The sequence below is a fragment of the Pseudomonas gorinensis genome (assembly GCF_042015035.1).
GTDB lineage: Bacteria > Pseudomonadota > Gammaproteobacteria > Pseudomonadales > Pseudomonadaceae > Aquipseudomonas > Aquipseudomonas gorinensis.
The window spans coordinates 1,231,277-1,250,674 of sequence record NZ_CP167125.1 but is presented as its reverse complement, the minus strand read 5'-3'; the positions used below and the strand labels follow the sequence as shown (position 1 = coordinate 1,250,674).

Genomic DNA, 19,398 nt, shown 5'->3' with positions numbered 1-19,398 from the left:
GCCCCCTCTCACAGTTGACCGCGCTCGATCTTGAATTAGATCGCGCCGCGCTGACGCAACAGCTCCAGCACTTGCTTGACGCTGTCTTCCAGGGACAGTGCCTGGGTGTCGATCACCAGGTCGGCATTCAACGGCACGTCGTAAGGGAACGACTCGCCCGGGATATTATCCCCACCCGCCGCGTACAACCCTTGCGGATCACGCTCAGCGCACACCAGCGGCGATGCCTGCACGTAGACCGTCAGCAAGCGATCGGCACCGATCAGCGCCTTGGCCTGTTCACGCCCTTCGGCGTCCGGTGCAACGAACGCGGCCAGGGTCAGCAGGCCGGCTTCGTTGAACTGGCGCGCGACATGCGCCGCACGACGCCAGTTCTCGGTACGCCCGACACGGTCCTGCGGCAGGCCTTTGTTGAGGTCGTGACGCAGGTTCTGGCCATCCAGTACGAACACTGCACGGCCCATGTCGAACAGCCTGCGCTCAACCGCGTAGGCCAAGGTGCTTTTACCTGCGCCTGACAGGCCGCTGAACAACACGGTGGCAGGCTGCTGACCGAAACGCTGCGCGCGCTCTTCGGTGGACACGTGGGCCAACTTGCCATGCTGCGCCGCACTGCCGTGGGTCACGGGCGGTGCGATGATCATGCCTGCGGCCACGGTGCCGTTGGTCAAACGGTCGATGACGATAAACGCGCCGGTGGTGCGGTTGCTCGCATAGCCGTCCAGCGCAATGGCGGCGTCAAGGCTGACCTTGACCCGGCCGATCTCGTTCAATTGCAGAGCACTTGCCGGGCCTTCAGCCAGGGTGTTCACGTCCACACGGTGCACGATGCTGGTGATGGAGCCCGGCACGTAGCTGGTGGCACGCTTGATGTCGTATTTCTTGCCCGGCAGCATCGGCTCTTCAGCCATCCACACCAGCATGGCGTCAAAAGCGTCGGTGACTTGCGGCACGTTGTCGGCATGCACCAGCAAGTCGCCACGGGAGATGTCGATCTCGTCTTCCATGGTCAGGGTCACGGCCTGGCCGGGGCCTGCGTGTTCCAGTTCACCTTCGAAGGTGACGATGGATTTGACGCGGCTGCTCTTGCCCGACGGCAGCACCACGACTTCGTCGCCCTTGTGCACAATGCCGCTGGCCAGGGTGCCGGCAAACCCGCGGAAGTTCAGGTTCGGACGGTTGACGTACTGCACAGGGAAACGCAGGTCGGTGTAGTTGCGATCGTTGGCGATCTCGACAGTCTCGAGAATCTCCATCAGGGACTGGCCGGTGTACCAAGGCGAGCGCTCGCTCTTGTTCACCACATTGTCGCCCTTGAGGGCCGACATCGGCACGAACGCCATGGTGCTCGGCTTGAAGGCGATGCCATCGGCGAACTTCAGGTAGTCGGCCTTGATCTGCTCGAACACGCGCTCGTCGAAGCCGTTGAGGTCCATCTTGTTGATGGCGATCACGATGTGCTTGATGCCCAGCAACGAGGCAATGAAGCTGTGGCGACGGGTCTGGGTCTGCACGCCATAGCGCGCGTCCACCAGGATGATCGCCAGGTCACAGGTGGATGCACCGGTGGCCATGTTGCGGGTGTACTGCTCATGGCCGGGGGTGTCGGCGATGATGAATTTGCGCTTGGCGGTGGAGAAGTAGCGGTACGCGACATCGATGGTGATGCCCTGCTCACGCTCGGCCTGCAGGCCATCGACCAGCAAGGCCAGGTCGATGTCGTCACCGGTGGTGCCGACCTTCTTCGAATCGCGGGTGATGGCTTCCAGGTGATCTTCGTAGATCATCTTGGAGTCGTGCAGCAGGCGCCCGATCAGGGTGCTCTTGCCGTCGTCGACGTTGCCGCAGGTCAGGAAGCGCAACATTTCCTTGCGCTCGTGCTGGCCCAGGTAGGCGAGGATGTCCTCGCTGATCAAATCAGATTGATGCGACATTGGTGACAACCCCTTAGAAATAACCCTGACGTTTCTTGTCTTCCATCGAGCCTGCGCCATCGTGGTCGATGACCCGGCCCTGGCGCTCGGAAGTTCGCGTCAGGAGCATTTCCTGAATGATGTCCGTCAGCGTCTCGGCTTCGGACTCCACCGCGCCCGTCAACGGATAGCAGCCAAGGGTACGGAAACGTACTTTCTTTTTGACGATGCGGGCTTTGTCTTCGTCGGACAAGTGCTCAAGGATGCGGTCGTCGTCGATCATGATCAGCGTGCCGTTCTTCTCGATCACGTCGCGCTCGGCGGCGAAGTACAGCGGCACGATCGGGATACCTTCCAGGTAGATGTACTGCCAGATATCCAGCTCGGTCCAGTTGGACAGCGGGAACACACGGATCGACTCGCCCTTGTTGACGTTGCCGTTGTAGACGTTCCACAACTCCGGGCGCTGGTTCTTCGGGTCCCAGCGGTGCTTGCTGTCACGGAACGAGTACACGCGCTCTTTGGCACGGGATTTCTCTTCATCGCGACGGGCACCGCCAAAGGCTGCGTCGAAACCATATTTGTCCAGAGCCTGCTTGAGGCCCTCGGTCTTCATGATGTCGGTGTGCTTGGCACTGCCGTGGGTAAACGGGTTGATGCCCTGCGCCACGCCGTCCGGGTTGACATGGGTGATCAACTCCAGGCCCAGCTCTTCAACCATGCGGTCGCGGAACCGGTACATTTCCTGGAACTTCCACTGGGTGTCGACGTGCATCACCGGGAACGGCAGCTTGCCCGGGAAGAACGCCTTGCGTGCCAGGTGCAGCATCACGGCGGAGTCTTTACCGATCGAGTAGAGCATCACCGGGTTGTCGAACTCGGCGGCGACCTCGCGGATGATGTGGATGCTTTCCGCCTCCAGCTGTTTCAGATGCGTCAGTTTGTCGACCATGGCTACTCACGGAAAAACGATCTTATGGACGGCCTGCGGGCCGTGTTCGAGCGGGGCATGCTAGCACAGCACCTTCTTCTATTCAGGGAGCGATCTAGATCGAAACGGTATATGAATATACTCCCAGGTTTGACTCATCCGACTCATGAACATCGCCCTACCTCCCACCGGGTTGATGGGGGTTAGTCAGATCGGGTTGGGGCAATCGATGAACAGGTGCTCCAGGGCGAAACGCCGCGCCAGGTAATCGCCCAGCGCCTGCACACCATAGCGCTCGGTGGCGTGATGGCCGGCCGCGATAAAGCTGATGTCGTTTTCCCGCGCGCTGTGGAAGGTCTGCTCGGAGGCTTCGCCGCTCAGGAACAAGTCGACACCGGCGGCAATCGCCTGGTCGATATAGCCCTGGCCGCCGCCCGTGCACCAACCGACGCGGCGGATCATCTCGCTGCCTTCGATCAACAGGGGCTCACGGCCCATGACATCCTGCACGCGTCGGGCGAAATCGCGGGGCGACAGGGGTTCGGCCAGGGACCCGACCAGGCCGACGATCTTGAGGTTGTCGGGGTCCAGTGGGCCTTCGACGGTGATGTCCAGTTGACGCGCCAGTTGCACGTTATTGCCGACGTCTGCGTGCAGGTCCAGCGGCAGGTGATAGGCCAGCAGGCTGATGTCGTGCTTGAGCAGGGTTTTCAGGCGGCGTTGCTTCATGCCGGTGACGCAGGGGTTCTCGCCCTTCCAGAAATACCCGTGGTGCACCAGCACCAGGTCGGCCTGCGCCTCGACGGCAGCATCCAGCAATGCCTGGCTGGCGGTCACGCCGCTGACGATGCGCATCACTTGCGGACGCCCCTCTACCTGCAGGCCATTGGGGCAGTAATCGGCAATTCTTGCGCTGCCAAGGTAGCGGTCCGCTTCCTCGACGAGGGTGCTCAAAGCAACGGCCATAAAAGACTCCTAAATATCCCGTTCAGAGGCGCTCGCAGCCTCGTATAATGCGCGACATTATGGGCGCTCTCCCGCCCCCTGCAACCTGTCAGGACTTACTTGATGCTCAAGGCACTGCGTTTTTTCGGATGGCCATTACTGGCTGGCGTGCTGATTGCAATACTGATTATTCAGCGTTTCCCCGAATGGGTGGGCTTGCCCAGCCTTGATGTGAACCTGCAACAGGCCCCGCAAACCAGCGCGGTAGTACAAGGCCCGGTGACTTACGCGGACGCGGTGGTTATTGCTGCCCCCGCGGTGGTCAACCTGTACACCACCAAAGTCATCAACAAACCTGCGCATCCGTTATTTGAAGACCCGCAGTTTCGCCGCTATTTCGGCGACAACGGGCCCAAGCAACGGCGCATGGAGTCCAGCCTCGGCTCGGGCGTGATCATGAGCCCGGAAGGCTACATCCTCACCAACAACCACGTGACCACCGGCGCCGACCAGATTGTGGTGGCCCTGCGTGACGGTCGTGAAACCCTGGCCCGCGTGGTGGGCAGCGATCCGGAAACCGATCTGGCCGTCCTGAAGATCGACCTCAAGAACCTACCGTCCATTACCCTGGGACGCTCCGACGGCCTGCGCGTGGGCGACGTGGCATTAGCCATCGGCAACCCGTTCGGCGTGGGCCAGACTGTCACCATGGGCATCATCAGCGCCACCGGGCGTAACCAGCTGGGCCTGAACAGCTACGAAGACTTTATCCAGACCGATGCGGCGATCAACCCGGGCAACTCCGGCGGCGCGCTGGTGGACGCCAACGGCAACCTGACCGGTATCAACACGGCGATTTTCTCCAAGTCGGGCGGCTCTCAGGGCATCGGTTTTGCGATCCCGGTCAAGCTGGCGATGGAAGTGATGAAGTCGATCATCGAGCATGGCCAGGTGATTCGCGGCTGGCTGGGCATTGAAGTGCAACCGCTGACCAAGGAACTGGCTGAGTCGTTCGGCCTGACCGGGCGCCCAGGCATCGTGGTCGCCGGGATCTTCCGCGACGGCCCGGCGCAGAAAGCCGGCCTGCAATTGGGCGACGTGATCCTCAGTATCAATGGCGAACCGGCCGGTGATGGTCGCAAGTCGATGAACCAGGTGGCGCGGATCAAGCCGACCGACAAGGTGACGATCCAGGTGATGCGCAACGGTAAAGAGATCAAGCTGCTGGCGGAAATCGGCCTGCGCCCACCGCCTGCGCCGGTGAAAGAAGAGGAATAAACCACAGCGCCAGGTACCCGTGCGCGGGTACCTGTAAGCTCATATTTCAAAGCAAATTCATTCTCATTAGACATGTTATATTGTTTCAATATCGTTATTGGAACGCTCTATCATGCCGTCTCGAAAACTTGCCCCCTTGGCTGGCCTGGCCTTGGGTTTGCTGCTCGACCCCGCCGCTGCTGAAGAAAACACCGTTGAACTGGAGACCATCAGCGTCACTACCGACGCCTACGAATCCGCCACCGGCCCGGTCAAAGGCTACCGTGCCACCCGCTCGGCCAGCGCAACCAAAACCGACACCGCCCTTCGCGACATCCCACAGTCCATCAGCGTGATTCCCGCCTCGGTACTCACGGACCTGGGCAGCACCAACGTGGAACGCGCCCTGGAGTTTGCCGGCGGAGTGTCCAAGCAGAACAACTTTGGCGGCCTTACGCTCTACGAATACAGCGTGCGCGGCTTCACCACTTCGGAGTTCTACCAGGACGGCTTCAGCGCCAACCGGGGCTACCCAAGCACACCGGACGCGGCCAATATCGAACGTATCGAAGTGCTCAAAGGCCCGGCCGCCAGCCTGTATGGTCGCGGCGATCCCGGCGGCACCGTGAATATCGTCACCAAAAAGCCTCAGCCTGAAGCCTTCACCACCCTGCAAACCAGCGCCGGCAGTTGGGACCGTTATCGCACCGCTCTCGACGTCAATACGCCGCTGGACAGCGAGGGCAACCTGCTGTCGCGGGTCAACCTGGCGGTGGAGGACAACCACAGCTTCCGCGATCACGTCCAGAGCAAGCGCGTATTTGTCGCGCCCTCATTCAGCTGGCAGCTTGACCCGGACACCCGCTTGCTGGTGGAAAGCGAATTCGTACGCCACAGTTCCACCTTCGACCGCGGCATCGTCGACGCCCCAGGCGTATCGCGCTCCACCTTCCTCGGCGAACCCAACGACGGCGATATTGATAACCACAACAACCGCATCCAGGCCACCCTTGAGCACCACCTCAACGATGTCTGGAAACTGCGCTTGGCCAGCCACTACAAACAAGGCAGCCTGTGGGGCGATGCATCGGAAAACCGTGCGCTGAATACCGACAGCCACACGGTTGATCGCCGCTACCGCGAACGCTCCATGGGCTGGCATGACAGCATTACCCAGCTTGAGCTCCGGGGATTGTTCGATATCGGCAGTTGGCAGCATGAATTGTTGATCGGTACCGAATACGAGGACTACCGCAAGAAGGAGCGCGTGACCGCAATTGCCGGCAGCCGCTACACCATCGACCTCTACAAGCCGGTCTATGGTCAGCCCAAACCCAACGGCGCACGCTCCGGTACCGACTTCTTCGAACAGACCAAAAGCCAGGCGCTGAACCTGCAAGACCAGATCCTCTTCACCGACCGCCTGCGCGGCATGATCGGCGCACGCGTGGAGCATTTCGAACAAAGCACCGACGACTTCACCCGCAACCACGCCAAGAGCCGACAGACCCACACTGCCCTTACCCAACGCGCCGGCCTGCTCTATCAGCTCACGCCTGAACTCGGCGTGTTCGCCAACGCCTCGACGTCGTTCAAGCCCAACAGCGGTCTGGATATCGACGGTAAATCCTTCAAGCCGGAGGAAGGTGTGGGGTATGAAGTGGGGATCAAGAGCGAGCTGTTCGACGAACGCCTCAGCGCCACCCTCGCCGCTTTTCATATCGAGAAGGAAAACGTATTGGCCCTGGACCCGGCCACCAACACCAACCGCGCCATGGGCAAGGCACGCAGCCAGGGCTTTGATCTGCAAGTGACCGGGCAGGTGACCGACGCGGTGCGCGTGATTGGCGCCCTCGCCTACATCGACGCCGAAGTGACCAAGGGTGACAAAACCATCCCGACTGGCAGCCGCATGCTCGGCGTAGCCAAGCGCAGCGGCAGTCTGTTGGGCGTGTATGAATTCCAGGATGGGGCATTGCGCGGTTCAGACCTGGGTGCGGCCCTCACCTACGTGGGTGATCGCTCGGGTGAAGCCGGTGGCCGCTTCGAGCTGCCCGCCTACCACACCGTCGACCTGCTCGCGCATTACAAGGCCACGGACAACGTCACCGTGGGGCTGAACTTGAACAACCTGTTTGATGAGAAATACTACGAGCGGTCCTACAGCAGCTATTGGGTCAATCCAGGTGAGCCGCGCAACTTCACCGTGAGCCTGACCCTCAACCTGTAACACGATCAAGCCTGTGGGAGGGAGCTTGTCCTAATGCCAGTCAGCTAAGAGATAGAACAAGCAAACAGCAACCTGTGGCGAGCGGGCTTGCCCCGCGTTGGGCTGCGCAGCAGCCCCAATCAATCGGAATGCGGAGTATCAGGCACTCCTCAGCGGCTGGTTGGGCTGCTGCGCAGCCCAACGCGGGGCAAGCCCGCTCGCCACAACAAAGCCCGCTAGCCACAGTTACAGCGTTCTTCCTTAACTAACTGGCATGAGGGCCTGCCCCTCTCCCACATTACAGTGCAACGGGCGCCCGCTCGCACAGGGCATTGAGCGCCACCGCCCACTGCTCGCTGTCATTCAGGCACGGCACCAGCACCAACTCCTCGCCCCCCGCTTCGCGGAACTGCTCGCTGCCGCGATCGCCGATTTCTTCCAGCGTCTCGATGCAATCGGCGACAAACGCCGGGCACATCACCAGCAACTTTTTCACCCCTTGCTGGGCCAACGCCTCAAGGCGTGCCTCGGTGTAGGGTTCGATCCACTTCGCACGGCCCAGGCGCGACTGGAAGGCCACCGACCACTTGCCATCCGGCAAGCCCAGGCGTTCGGCGAAATCCCGGGCAACGCTGAAGCACTGCGCGCGGTAGCAGGTAGCGAGCACCTCAGGCGAGGCGTTCTTGCAGCAATCGGCATCCTTGAAACAATGCGCGCCAGTAGGGTCGAGCTTTTTCAGATGACCTTCGGGCAGGCCGTGGAAACTCAGCAGCAAGTGATCGTAGTGCTCTTCTATATAAGGTCGAGCACTGGCCGCCAGCGCGTCGAGGTATTCCGCCTGATCGTAGAACGGTTGCAGGATCGAGAATTGCACGTTGAGCTTCTTATCGCGCACCACCCGCCGGGCCTCTTCGATCACCGTGGTCACGGTGCTGTCGGCAAACTGCGGGTACAACGGTGCCAGGGTGACGTTCTGAATACCCTGGGCGGCCAGGCGAGTCAGGGTGGTTTCCAGGGACGGCTCGCCATAGCGCATCGCCAGCTCCACCGGACCCTGGGTCCACTGCGCAGTCATCTGCTGTTGCAGGCGCCGGCTGAGCACCACCAGCGGCGAGCCCTCGTCCCACCAGATCGAGGCATAGGCATGGGCCGACTGCTCTGGACGCTTGATCAGGATCAGCGACACCAACAGGCGCCGCACCGGCCATGGCAGGTCGATCACATAAGGGTCCATCAAAAACTGATTGAGGTAGCTGCGCACATCGGCCACCGAAGTAGACGCCGGTGACCCCAGGTTGACCAGTAACAACGCGTGATCCGTCATGCAACATCCTATCTCTAGAGGCGGCTGGACAAGTCGTCCAAGGCCGCCTTCAACTCAGTGAACTGGAAAGTGAAACCGGCGGCCAACAGGCGCTCGGGTAAAGCTTTCTGGCCGCCCAGCAACAAACCGGACAACTCCCCCAACCCGACCTTCAATGCGAAGGCTGGCATGGGCATGAACGCCGGGCGGTGCAGCACCTGGCCCAACGTCTTGGCAAACTCGCGGTTGCGCACCGGGTGCGGCGCGCAGGCATTATAAGGACCACTGGCGTCCCCCTGGTGCAGAAGAAAATCAATCAGGGCGATTTGATCCTTGATGTGCACCCATGGCATCCACTGCCGACCATTACCAATAGGCCCGCCCAGCGCCAGTTTGAACGGCAGCAACAACCGCGACAAAAAGCCGCCCTCAGCCGCCAGTACCAACCCGGTACGCACCAGCACCACGCGAATGCCCAGCGCCTCGGCACGCTGGGCGGTTTCTTCCCAGGCGATGCACAGCTGGCTGGGGAAATCGTCCTGCACCGGGCCACTGGCCTCGGTCAATTCGCGCTCACCACCATCGCCGTACCAACCTACGGCCGAACCGGAAATCAACACCTGCGGCTTGTGCGCCAGGCCTTCCAGCCATGTCAGCAGGGTTTCGGTCAGGCTGATGCGGCTGCTCCACAACAATGCCTTGCGTTTGTGCGTCCAGGGACGATCGGCGATGGGCGCGCCGGCGAGATTAATGACCGCGTCCACCGGGCCGATAACCTCTTGCAAGCGGGCAACACCCCGCACGGCGTCGCCGCACACGTTGGCGACTTGTGCAGGTTGACGGCTCCACACCGTCAGGTGATGACCTTGCGCCAGCCAGTGTTGGCAGAGTTGACGGCCGATCAGGCCGGTACCGCCGGTCAGCAAAATATGCATGGGACGCTCCTCATGTAACGTTCGCCGCCGATCACTGGTCTATTTTATAAGCAGGGATCAATTTGTAATCGGGCGTGACATTGGTTTAAGCAGACGGGTTTAGCCTCAGTCTTAACCATAGGCCACGCCAAACGATCAGGTACGCCAAAACTTATACCAAAAAACAATATTGTACAGCTATTGGTGTCGGCGTAGTCTGTACCCAACGGTAAAACGAGGCCTCCCATGACTGTCCCCATCGCGATCATCGGTACCGGCATCGCCGGTCTCTCCGCCGCCCGAGCGTTACGAGACGCCGGGCACGTTGTACAACTCTTCGATAAAAGCCGCGGCAGTGGTGGCCGCATGTCCAGCCAGCGCAGCGATGCCGGCGCGTTGGATATGGGCGCACAGTATTTCACCGCCCGCGACCGACGCTTCGTCAACGAAGTGCAGCGCTGGCAAAGCAACGGCTGGGCCGAGCAGTGGACACCGCAGTTGTATAACTTCAAATCCGGCCAGCTCACGCCCTCCCCCGATGAACAGACCCGCTGGGTCGGCACACCGCGCATGAGCGCCATCACCCGCGCGCTGCTCGACGACCTGCCGGTGGAGTTCGGTTGCCGGATCACCGAGGTATTCCAAGGCAAGCACCACTGGAACCTGCTGGATGCCGACGGCGGCAATCATGGGCCGTTCAGCCACGTGATCATCGCCACGCCCGCCCCCCAAGCCACCGCCCTGCTGGCCGCCGCGCCCAAGCTGGCGGGTGTCGCTGCCAGCGTAAAAATGGACCCGACCTGGGCCATCGCCCTGGCCTTCGACAAACCCCTGGATACGCCGATGGAAGGCTGCTTCGTGCAGGACAGCCCGCTCGACTGGCTGGCACGCAACCGCAGCAAACCGGGGCGCGACGCCACCCTCGACACCTGGGTGTTGCACGCCACCAGCGCCTGGAGCAAGGCGCACCTGGACCTGTCCAAGGAAGCGGTGATCGAACACCTGCACGGTGCCTTCGCCGAACTGCTGCACAGCGCCATGCCCGCGCCTTCCTTCAGCCTGGCGCACCGTTGGCTCTACGCACGACCGTCCAGCGCCCATGAGTTCGGCGTACTGGCCGACGCCGACCTGGGCTTGTACGTGTGTGGTGACTGGTGCCTGTCAGGCCGGGTGGAAGGTGCCTGGCTCAGCGGCCAGGAAGCCGCGCGACGCTTGATCGAGCACCTGCGATGAACCGCGTCAATCCTGCCAAATTGCTGCTGTCGAAATGGACAGCAGCAAGCCCGCGCAACAAGGAAAAGCACTTCCTCGTCACTGAACTGTTTCGCGACGACGAAGGCACCGTGCTGGACATCGAGTTGCAAGCCGTGATGACCCGGCGTACAGAGCGCCTGGCCTGGCAAACCCTGCAAAACGCCGAGAATTGGCACATCGGCTGGAAATAGCCTGCGCAAAAATACTTGTACAAATAATTTGACTTGTACAGCGCCAAACCTATGATGAGATTTAGTTGTACAGGTTCTACACCTTGTACAGGAATTTTGCAGAGGTTTGGCCATGCCCACTACCCCGTCCTTCAAGCCGAAAATTGGCATCAGTGCCTGCCTGCTGGGCGAGACCGTACGCTTCAATGGCGGCCACAAACAATCCCATCTGTGCAGCGAGGTGCTTGCCGAGTATTTCGACTTCGTGCCGCTGTGCCCGGAAGTGGCGATCGGCCTGGGCATTCCCCGTGAAACCATTCGCCTGGTGGGCGATGCCGAACAGCCACAGGCCGTTGGCACGGTGCATCGCGAACTGAACGTCACTGCGCCGCTTGACGCATACGGCCGGAAAATGGCCGCCGAACACACTGACCTGTGCGGCTACATCTTTATGCAGAAGTCGCCCTCGTGCGGCCTGGAGCGGGTCAAGGTGTACCGCGAGAACGGCGCACCGGTGGACGGCGGCGGTCGCGGCATCTACGCCCAGGCGTTTTGCGCTCGCCACCCGAACCTGCCCGTGGAAGAAGATGGCCGCCTGAATGACCCGGTCCTGCGGGAAAACTTCCTGGCGCGCGTCTTCGTCTACGCCAGCTGGCAACGACTGCTGGCCGAGGGCCTGACCCGCCACCGCTTGCTCGCCTTTCACTCGCGCTACAAGTATTTGCTGATGGCCCACAGCTTGATGCATTACAAAAGCCTGGGCCACCGGCTCGGCAGCATGTCCAAGGATGCCAACCTCGACGAATTGGCGGCCTGCTACTTCAGTGACCTGATGACCGGCCTGAAAAAGTGCGCCACCCGCGGCAGCCACACCAATGTGCTGCAACACATCAGCGGCTACCTCAAGCAGGTCATCAGTGCCGATGACAAACAGGAAATGCAGACCGTCATCGGTCAGTACCGCCAAGGCATCGTGCCACTGGTGGTGCCGTTGACGCTGCTCAAGCATCACTTTCGCCTCCATCCGGATCGCTACATCGCGCAGCAGGCCTACTTGCAGCCGCACCCGGAAAATCTCAGCCTGCGTAATGCGATCTAACCCATGAACAGTGTCATCAAAGCCGTCCTGCTCGACGAACCTGGCGAAGATATCGCCCAAGCCCTGGAGAACGGTTGGCTGCCGATCCGCGAAGTGGCGCGCCAGACCGGCGTCAACGCCGTCACCCTGCGCGCCTGGGAACGCCGTTACGGCCTGATCGTGCCGCAACGCACGCCCAAGGGGCACCGGTTGTTCAGCGCCGAGCATGTCCAACGCATCCACACGATCCTTACCTGGCTCAACCGTGGCGTGCCCGTCAGCCAGGTGAAAACCCTGATCGACTCAGCCCAGGTCAGCCCCGAGGCGGTCGAAAACGAATGGCATTCCCTGCGCCAGAACCTGGTGAAGGCCATCAGCGAACTGGCCGAACGCCGCGTAGACGACGCCTTTAACCAGGCCATGGCGCTGTACCCGCCGCGCACCCTGTGCGAGCAATTGCTGCTACCGCTGCTCAATGAACTGGAACAACGCTGGCAGGGCCAGTTTGGCGCGCAGATGGAGCGGGTGTTTTTCCTGTCCTGGCTGCGCAGCAAGTTTGGCGCGCGCATCTATCACAACAACCGCCAGTTGCATGGCGCGCCACTGCTGCTGATCAACCATTCCGACCTGCCCCTGGAACCGCATGTGTGGCTCAGCGCCTGGCTGGCCAGCAGCGCCGACTGCCCGGTGGAGGTGTTCGACTGGCCCCTGCCCGCCGGCGAACTGTCCTTGGCGGTGGAACACCTGCAACCGCGTGCCGTGTTGCTCTATTCGAGCAAAGCCCTCCACTGGTCGGCATTCGAAAAACTTTTGGCCGGCGTCAGTTGCCCAAAACTGATCGTCGGACCCACGGTATGCATCCACCAAACGGAGCTGGCCGTATTAATCGGCGACACCCCGGAATTGTTCGTGGCCGAAGACCCATTGTCGGCCCACCAGCGTCTGATCCAGCGTGGACTTCTTTAAATGCATTTGACCTGGCTGCGCACCGACTTGCGCCTGCACGACAACACCGCCCTGGCCGCCGCGAGCCAGCGGGGCCCGGTGGCCGCCGTGTACCTGATCACCCCGCAGCAATGGCTGGCCCACGATGACGCGCCCTGCAAAGTCGACTTCTGGCTGCGCAACCTGCAGCACTTGAGCCAGGCGCTGGGTGCGCTGAACATTCCGTTGCTGATCCGCCACGCCGAGACCTGGGACCAGGCGCCTGCCGTGCTGAGCCAACTGTGCCGGGAATTGTCGGTGACGTCGGTGCACGTCAACGAGGAATACGGCATCCATGAAAGCCGTCGCGACGCGGCCGTCGCCCAGGCCCTGGACGCCGATGGCGTGGCCTTCCACAGCTACCTGGACCAACTGCTTTTCCAACCGGGCAGCGTACTGACCAAGACTGGCACCTACTTCCAGGTGTTCAGCCAGTTCCGCAAGGTGTGCTACAGCCGCCTGCACACTGCTTTACCCCGGTTAGTGGCGACGCCCAAGGCCCAAGCCGCACTCAAGCTCAAGAGCGACCCGGTCCCTCACCAGGTCGAAGGGTTCGAACCACCGAGCGAGACACTGCGCGCGCTATGGCCCGCCGGCGAAGACGAGGCCCGCCGCCGCCTCGACGCCTTCGCCGACCAGCAGATCAGCGACTACAAGGATGAGCGTGACTTCCCGGCCAAACCCGGCACCAGCCAGCTCTCCGCGTACCTCGCGGCCGGCGTGGTGTCGCCGCGCCAATGCCTGCACGCCGCGCTGCAAACCAACCAGGGCGAATTCGAAAGCGGCGACATCGGCGCGATCACGTGGATCAATGAATTGCTCTGGCGGGAGTTCTACAAACACATTCTGGTGGGCTACCCCCGGGTGTCGCGCCACCGCGCTTTCCGCCCCGAAACCGAAGCGCTGGCCTGGCGCGATGCGCCCCAGGATCTCGCCGCCTGGCAGCAAGCGCGTACCGGCCTGCCGATCATCGATGCCGCCATGCGCCAACTGCTGGAGACCGGCTGGATGCATAACCGCCTGCGCATGGTGGTGGCGATGTTCTTGACCAAGAACCTGCTGATCGACTGGCGCGAAGGTGAGCGCTTCTTCATGCGTCACCTGATCGACGGCGACCTGGCGGCCAACAACGGCGGCTGGCAGTGGAGTTCGTCCACCGGTACCGATTCGGCACCCTACTTCCGGATTTTCAGCCCGCTGAGCCAGTCGGAAAAATTCGACAGCGAAGGCGTCTTTATCAAGCACTGGCTACCGCAGCTGGCGGCGCTGAATAAAAAGGAAGTGCACAACCCCGCAGCCGTCGGCGGCTTGTTCGGCGTGGCCGATTACCCCCGCGCCATCGTCGACCTCAAGCAATCGCGCGAACGCGCCTTGGCGGCTTTCCGCAGCCTGCCATCGCGCCAGGCAGTCGGAGCCGAGCATGAGTGACTTCCTGCGCCGTTTCGCCCAGGCCTTTGCCACGCTGGACAAGCACAACCTGCAGTTGCTCGACAGCCTGTACAGCAAGGACATCGCCTTCACTGACCCGCTGCACGACGTGCAAGGGCTGCCGGCGCTGCACCGTTACTTTGCCGAGCTGTACGGCAATATCAGCCAACTGCGCTTTGACTTCCAGGGCGTCGACGAGGTGGCCGACGGTGAAGGCTACCTGCGCTGGAAAATGAGTTTTTGCCACCCGCGCCTGGCCGATGGCAAGGTGATCCGGGTGGAAGGCTGCTCGCACCTCATGTGGCGCGAGAACAAGGTGTACCGCCATCGTGACTATTTCGATGCGGGCGCGCTGCTTTATGAACACTTGCCGATTATCGGCCGTGTGGTCCGTTGGCTGAAAAGGAGAATGGGATGAGCCTTACACCGCCCCGTCGATATTGGCTGACCGGCGCCAGCAGTGGCATCGGCGCTTCCCTCGCCGTGGAGCTGCTCAACAGCGGCGCCCACGTGGCACTCAGCTCGCGCTCCAAGGGGCCGCTGGAGGCCCTGGCCCAGCGCTTTCCCGGCCAGGTGCTGATCGTGGCGGGCGACCTGACCAACAGTCAGACCGTGCGTGAAATCGGCGAACGCATCAGCGCGACCTGGGGTTCGCTGGACACGGTGATCCTCAATGCCGGCACCTGCGAATACGTGGACGCACAGCAGTTCGACTCGTCGATTGTCGAGCATGTGGTGCGCACCAACCTGCTCGCCAGCAGCTACTGCATCGAAGCCGCACTGCCCCTGCTGCGCGCCGGGCGCACGCCGCATCTGGTGGGCGTCGCCAGTGCCGTGACCTACCTGCCCATGCCCCGCGCCGAGGCCTACGGGGCGTCCAAGGCCGGCCTGCGTTACCTGTTCGAATCCCTGCGCGTCAGCCTGTCACCGGAAAATATCGACGTCACCGTGATCAGCCCTGGGTTTGTCGACACGCCGCTGACCGCGCGCAACGACTTTCCGATGCCCCTGAGCTGGTCGGCGGACAAGGCCGCGCGGCATATCTTTGCCAAACTGGACAGGCGCCCCCTGGAAATCGCCTTCCCGGCGCTGTTCATCGCCACGCTCTGGCCGCTGTCGAAACTGCCAGATCGCGCGCAACTGATCATCGGTAAACGCATGCTGCGCAGCCCTCCGCCGAAAAAGGACGAGCTGTGAAAATCGCCATTATCGGCAGCGGTATCGCCGGGCTGACCAGCGCCTACCTGCTCAGCCGTCGCCACGACATCACGCTGTTCGAAGCGGGCGATCGCATCGGCGGGCATACCCACACGGTCAACGTCACCGTCGAGGGCAAACGTTATGCGGTGGACACGGGCTTTATCGTGTTCAACGACTGGACCTACCCCAACTTCATCCGTCTGCTGGGGCAGATCGGCGTGACATTCAAACCCACCGAGATGAGTTTTTCGGTGTGCGACCAGAGCGCGAATTTCGAGTACAACGGCAACAACCTCAACAGCCTGTTTGCCCAGCGACGCAATATCCTGTCGCCGGGGTTCTGGGGCATGTTGCGCGATATCCTGCGCTTCAATCGCCAAGCACCGCTGGACCTGCAAGCACAACGCATCAACGCCGACATGACCTTGGGCGACTACCTCACCGCCGGCGGCTACGGCCCGCGGTTTATCCAGCATTACATCGTGCCGATGGGCGCGGCGATCTGGTCGATGTCCCTGGCCGACATGCTCGGATTCCCTTTGCAGTTCTTCGTAAGGTTCTTCAAGAACCACGGCTTGTTGTCAGTGAACAACCGCCCGCAATGGTGTGTGATCGAGGGCGGTTCAAGCCGCTATATCGAACCGCTGACGCAAAGCTTTCGTGAACAGATCCGCCTCGATTGCCCGGTGCGCCGGGTGGAACGTAACGCAGAGGGCGTGATCATCCACAGCGCCGCCGGTACCGAAGCCTTCGACAAGGTGGTGTTCGCCTGCCACAGCGACCAGGCACTGGCGCTGCTCGGTGATCCCAGCCAGGCCGAGCAGCAAATCCTCGGCGCCCTGCCCTACGCCGACAACGACGTGGTACTGCACACCGACACCCGCTTGCTGCCCGATCGCGAATTGGCCTGGGCCAGCTGGAACTACCGGCTGACCGGCAACGCGCAGACCCAGGCGGCCGTCACCTATGACATGAACATCCTGCAAGGCATCGACAGCACCACCACGTTTTGCGTCAGCCTCAACCAGACGCCGATGATCAACCCACTGAAGATCCTCGCCCGCTACACCTACGCCCACCCGCAATACAGCCTGGCAGCGGTGGCCGCCCAAGCGCGCTGGGAAGAATTGAACGGCGCGCAGCACACCTATTATTGCGGCGCCTATTGGGCCAATGGTTTCCATGAAGACGGCGTGGTCAGCGCATTGCGCGTGGGCAAGGCGTTTGGAGAAACCCTGTGAACAGCGCCCTGTACAGCGGCTGGATCGCCCATCGCCGGTTCGCGCCCAAGGCCCACGCCTTTCGCTACCGCATCGGCCTGCTGTACCTGGACCTGAGCGAAGAAGACGAAGTGCTTGGGCTTTCGCCCCTGGCCGGCACGCGTCGCCTGGCGCCCTTCGGCTTTCGCCAGCAGGATTACCTGCGAGAATTCACACGCCACGGCATGAGCTTGAGCGATGCCGTGCGCCAGGAAGTCGGCAAGGCACTGGGGCGTGCACCCCAGGGCGCTATCTGCCTGCTGACCCAGGCCCGCAGTTGGGGCCTGGCTTTTAATCCGGTGAGTTTCTTCTACTGCTTCGAAGCCGACGGACAATTGGCGGCGATCCTGTGTGAAGTGACCAACACCCCATGGCGCGAGCGCTATCACTATGTGCTCCCGGCCCAAGCCCTCGCCGCCGGCGAGCACCAGCATTTCGCCGTGGCCAAGGCGTTTCATGTCTCGCCGTTCCTGCCGCGCAACCTGGAATACCGCATGAGCTTCAGCCCACCCGCCGCCAGGCTTGGCGTGCACATGGCCGATTGGCAGGGCTCGCAAAAAATCTTCGACGCGACCTTGAGCCTGCAAAGAGAGGCACTGAGTCGCACCAGCCTGCACCGTTACCTGTGGCGTTTTCCGTGGATGACCGCGAAGACCTGCCTGGCCATCTACTGGCAGGCCCTGCACCTGTTACTCAAGCGCATACCGATTTTTTCCCATCAGGCCGCCGATGGCGCCTCTCGCACAGCAGTCGGTTATACCAAGGATCGCCGCCATGAAATCCCCTAGCTTATCGGTCAAATCCAGCCGCCTGAACATCAACGGCCTGACCAGTGCGCTGTTGCGCAAGGGCGTGCTGCGCCAGCTCAGTCAATTGCGCCATGGCCAACTGGTGATCATCGAGGACGGCGAACGCCAGGTCTTCGGCGCACGGGAAGCGCACCTGCTCGGGGAAATCCAGATCCTCGACTCGGCGGTATGGGGCCTGGTGGCGGCCAACGGTTCCATCGGCGCGGGCGAGGCGTTTATCCATGGCTACTGGAGCAGCCCAGACCTGACCGCCGTGGTACGCGTGATGGTCAGCAACCTGGAAGTACTCGATGCACTGGAAGGTGGCCTGGCCAAGTTGGCGCGGCCGTTCACCCAAGGTGTGCACTGGCTCAACCGCAATACGCGCAAAGGCTCGCAGAAAAACATCGCCGCCCACTATGACCTGGGCAACGACCTGTTCGAAGAGTTCCTCGACCCGACCATGATGTATTCGGCGGCGCAGTTCCTCACGGCCGATGACACCCTGGAACAGGCGCAACTGAACAAGCTTGCGCGCATCTGCCAGAAACTGGCGCTCAAGCCCAGCGATCATCTGCTGGAAATCGGCACCGGTTGGGGCAGCATGGCCTTGTATGCCGCACAGCATTACGGCTGCAAGGTCACCACCACGACCTTGTCCAAGGAGCAATTCGCCTACACCGAAAAACGCATCCAGGCCCTGGGCTTGCAGGACCAGGTGACGCTGTTGCTGCAGGACTACCGCGACCTGACCGGCCAATACGACAAGCTGGTGTCCATCGAAATGATCGAAGCGGTGGGCCATCGCTTCCTGCCGACCTACTTCAAGCAATGCGCGCACCTGCTCAAGAGTGACGGCCTGATGTTGCTGCAAGCCATCACCATTCGCGAACAGCGTTTCGAGCAGGCCAAGAACAGCGTCGACTTTATCCAGCGCTATATCTTCCCCGGCGGCGCCCTGCCCAGCGTGCAAAACATGCTGCATATCGTCAGCCGCAACACCGATATGAACCTGCTGCACATGGAAGATTTCGGCCTGCATTACGCGCGAACCCTGCGCCTGTGGCATGAGAACTTTCGCCGCGCCCATGGCCGCCTGACAGAATTGGGCTACGACGAATACTTCCTGCGCTTGTGGGAATTCTATCTGTGCTACTGCGAAGGCGGCTTTATGGAGCGCACCATCGGCACCGCACAGTTACTGCTGGCCAAGCCCTCGGCCATCACGCCCCCCCTGCTCGGGCGGTTCAGTGCTTAAAACCGTCGCCAACGCCGCGCTGTTCCAGTGCGGCTGGCTTGCCTGCGTACTCGGCGGCGACAGCCCCTGGCTGCTGGTGGGGGTGGCGGTGCTGGCAGTCCACCTGCTGTGGATAAGTTCGTGGGCCGAGGATGCTGCGCTGATCATCCGCGTGACGCTGGTGGGTACGGTGCTGGATACGCTGCTGCGCAACCTCGGCGTTTTTCAGTTCAACGAGCCGGGGCCGCTGATTCCGTTGTGGTTGATCCTGCTGTGGGCGACGCTGGCAACCACCTTGCGCCATTGCCTGGCCTGGAGCGCCCGGCCCTGGTGGCGTGCAGCTGTGCTGGGAGCCTTCGGCGGGCCATTCTCGTATTACGCAGGGAGCCAATTGGCGGGCGTGCAGTTTGGCTACGCATTGTGGCCAACCATGGCGGGGCTGGCGCTGCTTTGGGCGGCGGTGTTCGTCGGCTTGCACCGGCTGGCACGCTGACGTCTGTCAGCCCTTTCACACCTGTGTCACCCACT

Annotated in this window: 18 protein-coding genes; 13 read left to right on the top strand and 5 right to left on the bottom strand. The window is 61.8% G+C overall.

Going from position 1 to position 19,398, the window contains the following annotated elements; all coding sequences use genetic code 11:
• Window positions 1–35: 35 nt before the first annotated feature.
• The 3 genes from cysN to AB7933_RS05585 all read right to left on the bottom strand — a co-directional run bounded on the left by cysN (window position 36) and on the right by AB7933_RS05585 (window position 3,810).
• The gene (gene cysN, locus AB7933_RS05595; protein WP_024073323.1) at window positions 36–1,934 is read right to left on the bottom strand and encodes a sulfate adenylyltransferase subunit CysN; all 1,899 of its coding nucleotides are present in this window, start codon (window positions 1,932–1,934) and stop codon (window positions 36–38) included.
• Window positions 1,935–1,947: 13 nt separating this feature from the next.
• Entirely contained in the window at window positions 1,948–2,865 is a 918-nt protein-coding gene (gene cysD / locus AB7933_RS05590) for a sulfate adenylyltransferase subunit CysD (RefSeq protein WP_024073322.1), read from the bottom strand.
• Between the two features lie 186 nt (window positions 2,866–3,051).
• Window positions 3,052–3,810 (bottom strand): Nif3-like dinuclear metal center hexameric protein, encoded by a 759-nt coding sequence (locus AB7933_RS05585; protein WP_024073321.1) that lies wholly within the window; start codon window positions 3,808–3,810, stop codon window positions 3,052–3,054.
• A 102-nt stretch (window positions 3,811–3,912) separates the two neighbouring features.
• Here AB7933_RS05585 and algW point away from each other — a divergent pair, with 102 nt between their 5' ends.
• The gene (algW, locus tag AB7933_RS05580) at window positions 3,913–5,067 is read left to right on the top strand and encodes a Do family serine endopeptidase AlgW (RefSeq protein WP_024073320.1); all 1,155 of its coding nucleotides are present in this window, start codon (window positions 3,913–3,915) and stop codon (window positions 5,065–5,067) included.
• A gap of 112 nt (window positions 5,068–5,179) precedes the next feature.
• Complete coding sequence (locus tag AB7933_RS05575) at window positions 5,180–7,276, top strand: TonB-dependent siderophore receptor (protein WP_024073319.1); 2,097 nt, start codon at window positions 5,180–5,182, stop codon at window positions 7,274–7,276.
• 277 nt (window positions 7,277–7,553) lie between these two features.
• On the opposite strand, the gene hemH is transcribed toward AB7933_RS05575, so the two are convergent.
• Together hemH and AB7933_RS05565 are read right to left on the bottom strand one after the other, a co-directional pair.
• A complete protein-coding gene (hemH, locus tag AB7933_RS05570; protein ID WP_024073318.1) occupies window positions 7,554–8,579 on the bottom strand; it encodes a ferrochelatase in 1,026 nt (341 codons plus the stop codon).
• 14 nt (window positions 8,580–8,593) lie between these two features.
• Window positions 8,594–9,493, bottom strand: coding sequence for a TIGR01777 family oxidoreductase (locus tag AB7933_RS05565; RefSeq protein WP_024073317.1), 900 nt, complete (start codon window positions 9,491–9,493; stop codon window positions 8,594–8,596).
• Between the two features lie 225 nt (window positions 9,494–9,718).
• On the opposite strand from AB7933_RS05565, the gene AB7933_RS05560 reads away from it, so the two are divergent.
• The 11 genes from AB7933_RS05560 (at window position 9,719) to AB7933_RS05510 (ending at window position 19,363) form a co-directional block, all read left to right on the top strand.
• The gene (locus tag AB7933_RS05560; protein WP_024073316.1) at window positions 9,719–10,705 is read left to right on the top strand and encodes an NAD(P)/FAD-dependent oxidoreductase; all 987 of its coding nucleotides are present in this window, start codon (window positions 9,719–9,721) and stop codon (window positions 10,703–10,705) included.
• Complete coding sequence (locus tag AB7933_RS05555; protein ID WP_024073315.1) at window positions 10,702–10,917, top strand: TIGR02450 family Trp-rich protein; 216 nt, start codon at window positions 10,702–10,704, stop codon at window positions 10,915–10,917. The genes AB7933_RS05560 and AB7933_RS05555 overlap by 4 nt, the downstream gene beginning before the upstream one ends.
• Before the next feature lie 112 nt (window positions 10,918–11,029).
• A complete protein-coding gene (locus tag AB7933_RS05550) occupies window positions 11,030–11,995 on the top strand; it encodes a YbgA family protein (RefSeq protein WP_024073314.1) in 966 nt (321 codons plus the stop codon).
• 15 nt (window positions 11,996–12,010) lie between these two features.
• Complete coding sequence (locus tag AB7933_RS05545) at window positions 12,011–12,940, top strand: MerR family transcriptional regulator (RefSeq protein ID WP_041161093.1); 930 nt, start codon at window positions 12,011–12,013, stop codon at window positions 12,938–12,940.
• Window positions 12,941–14,386 (top strand): deoxyribodipyrimidine photo-lyase, encoded by a 1,446-nt coding sequence (gene phrB, locus AB7933_RS05540; protein WP_024073312.1) that lies wholly within the window; start codon window positions 12,941–12,943, stop codon window positions 14,384–14,386. It abuts the gene before it with no gap.
• Window positions 14,379–14,804: a nuclear transport factor 2 family protein gene (locus tag AB7933_RS05535; protein WP_024073311.1), complete on the top strand. Its 426-nt coding sequence runs from the start codon at window positions 14,379–14,381 to the stop codon at window positions 14,802–14,804. The genes phrB and AB7933_RS05535 overlap by 8 nt, the downstream gene beginning before the upstream one ends.
• A complete protein-coding gene (locus tag AB7933_RS05530) occupies window positions 14,801–15,583 on the top strand; it encodes an SDR family NAD(P)-dependent oxidoreductase (protein ID WP_024073310.1) in 783 nt (260 codons plus the stop codon). Before AB7933_RS05535 ends, AB7933_RS05530 begins: the two co-directional genes overlap by 4 nt.
• The gene (locus AB7933_RS05525; protein WP_024073309.1) at window positions 15,580–16,827 is read left to right on the top strand and encodes an NAD(P)/FAD-dependent oxidoreductase; all 1,248 of its coding nucleotides are present in this window, start codon (window positions 15,580–15,582) and stop codon (window positions 16,825–16,827) included. Before AB7933_RS05530 ends, AB7933_RS05525 begins: the two co-directional genes overlap by 4 nt.
• Complete coding sequence (locus AB7933_RS05520; protein WP_024073308.1) at window positions 16,824–17,633, top strand: DUF1365 domain-containing protein; 810 nt, start codon at window positions 16,824–16,826, stop codon at window positions 17,631–17,633. The genes AB7933_RS05525 and AB7933_RS05520 overlap by 4 nt, the downstream gene beginning before the upstream one ends.
• Entirely contained in the window at window positions 17,620–18,891 is a 1,272-nt protein-coding gene (locus AB7933_RS05515) for an SAM-dependent methyltransferase (protein WP_024073307.1), read from the top strand. The genes AB7933_RS05520 and AB7933_RS05515 overlap by 14 nt, the downstream gene beginning before the upstream one ends.
• The gene (locus AB7933_RS05510) at window positions 18,884–19,363 is read left to right on the top strand and encodes a DUF2878 domain-containing protein (protein WP_024073306.1); all 480 of its coding nucleotides are present in this window, start codon (window positions 18,884–18,886) and stop codon (window positions 19,361–19,363) included. Before AB7933_RS05515 ends, AB7933_RS05510 begins: the two co-directional genes overlap by 8 nt.
• Window positions 19,364–19,398: the final 35 nt, after the last annotated feature.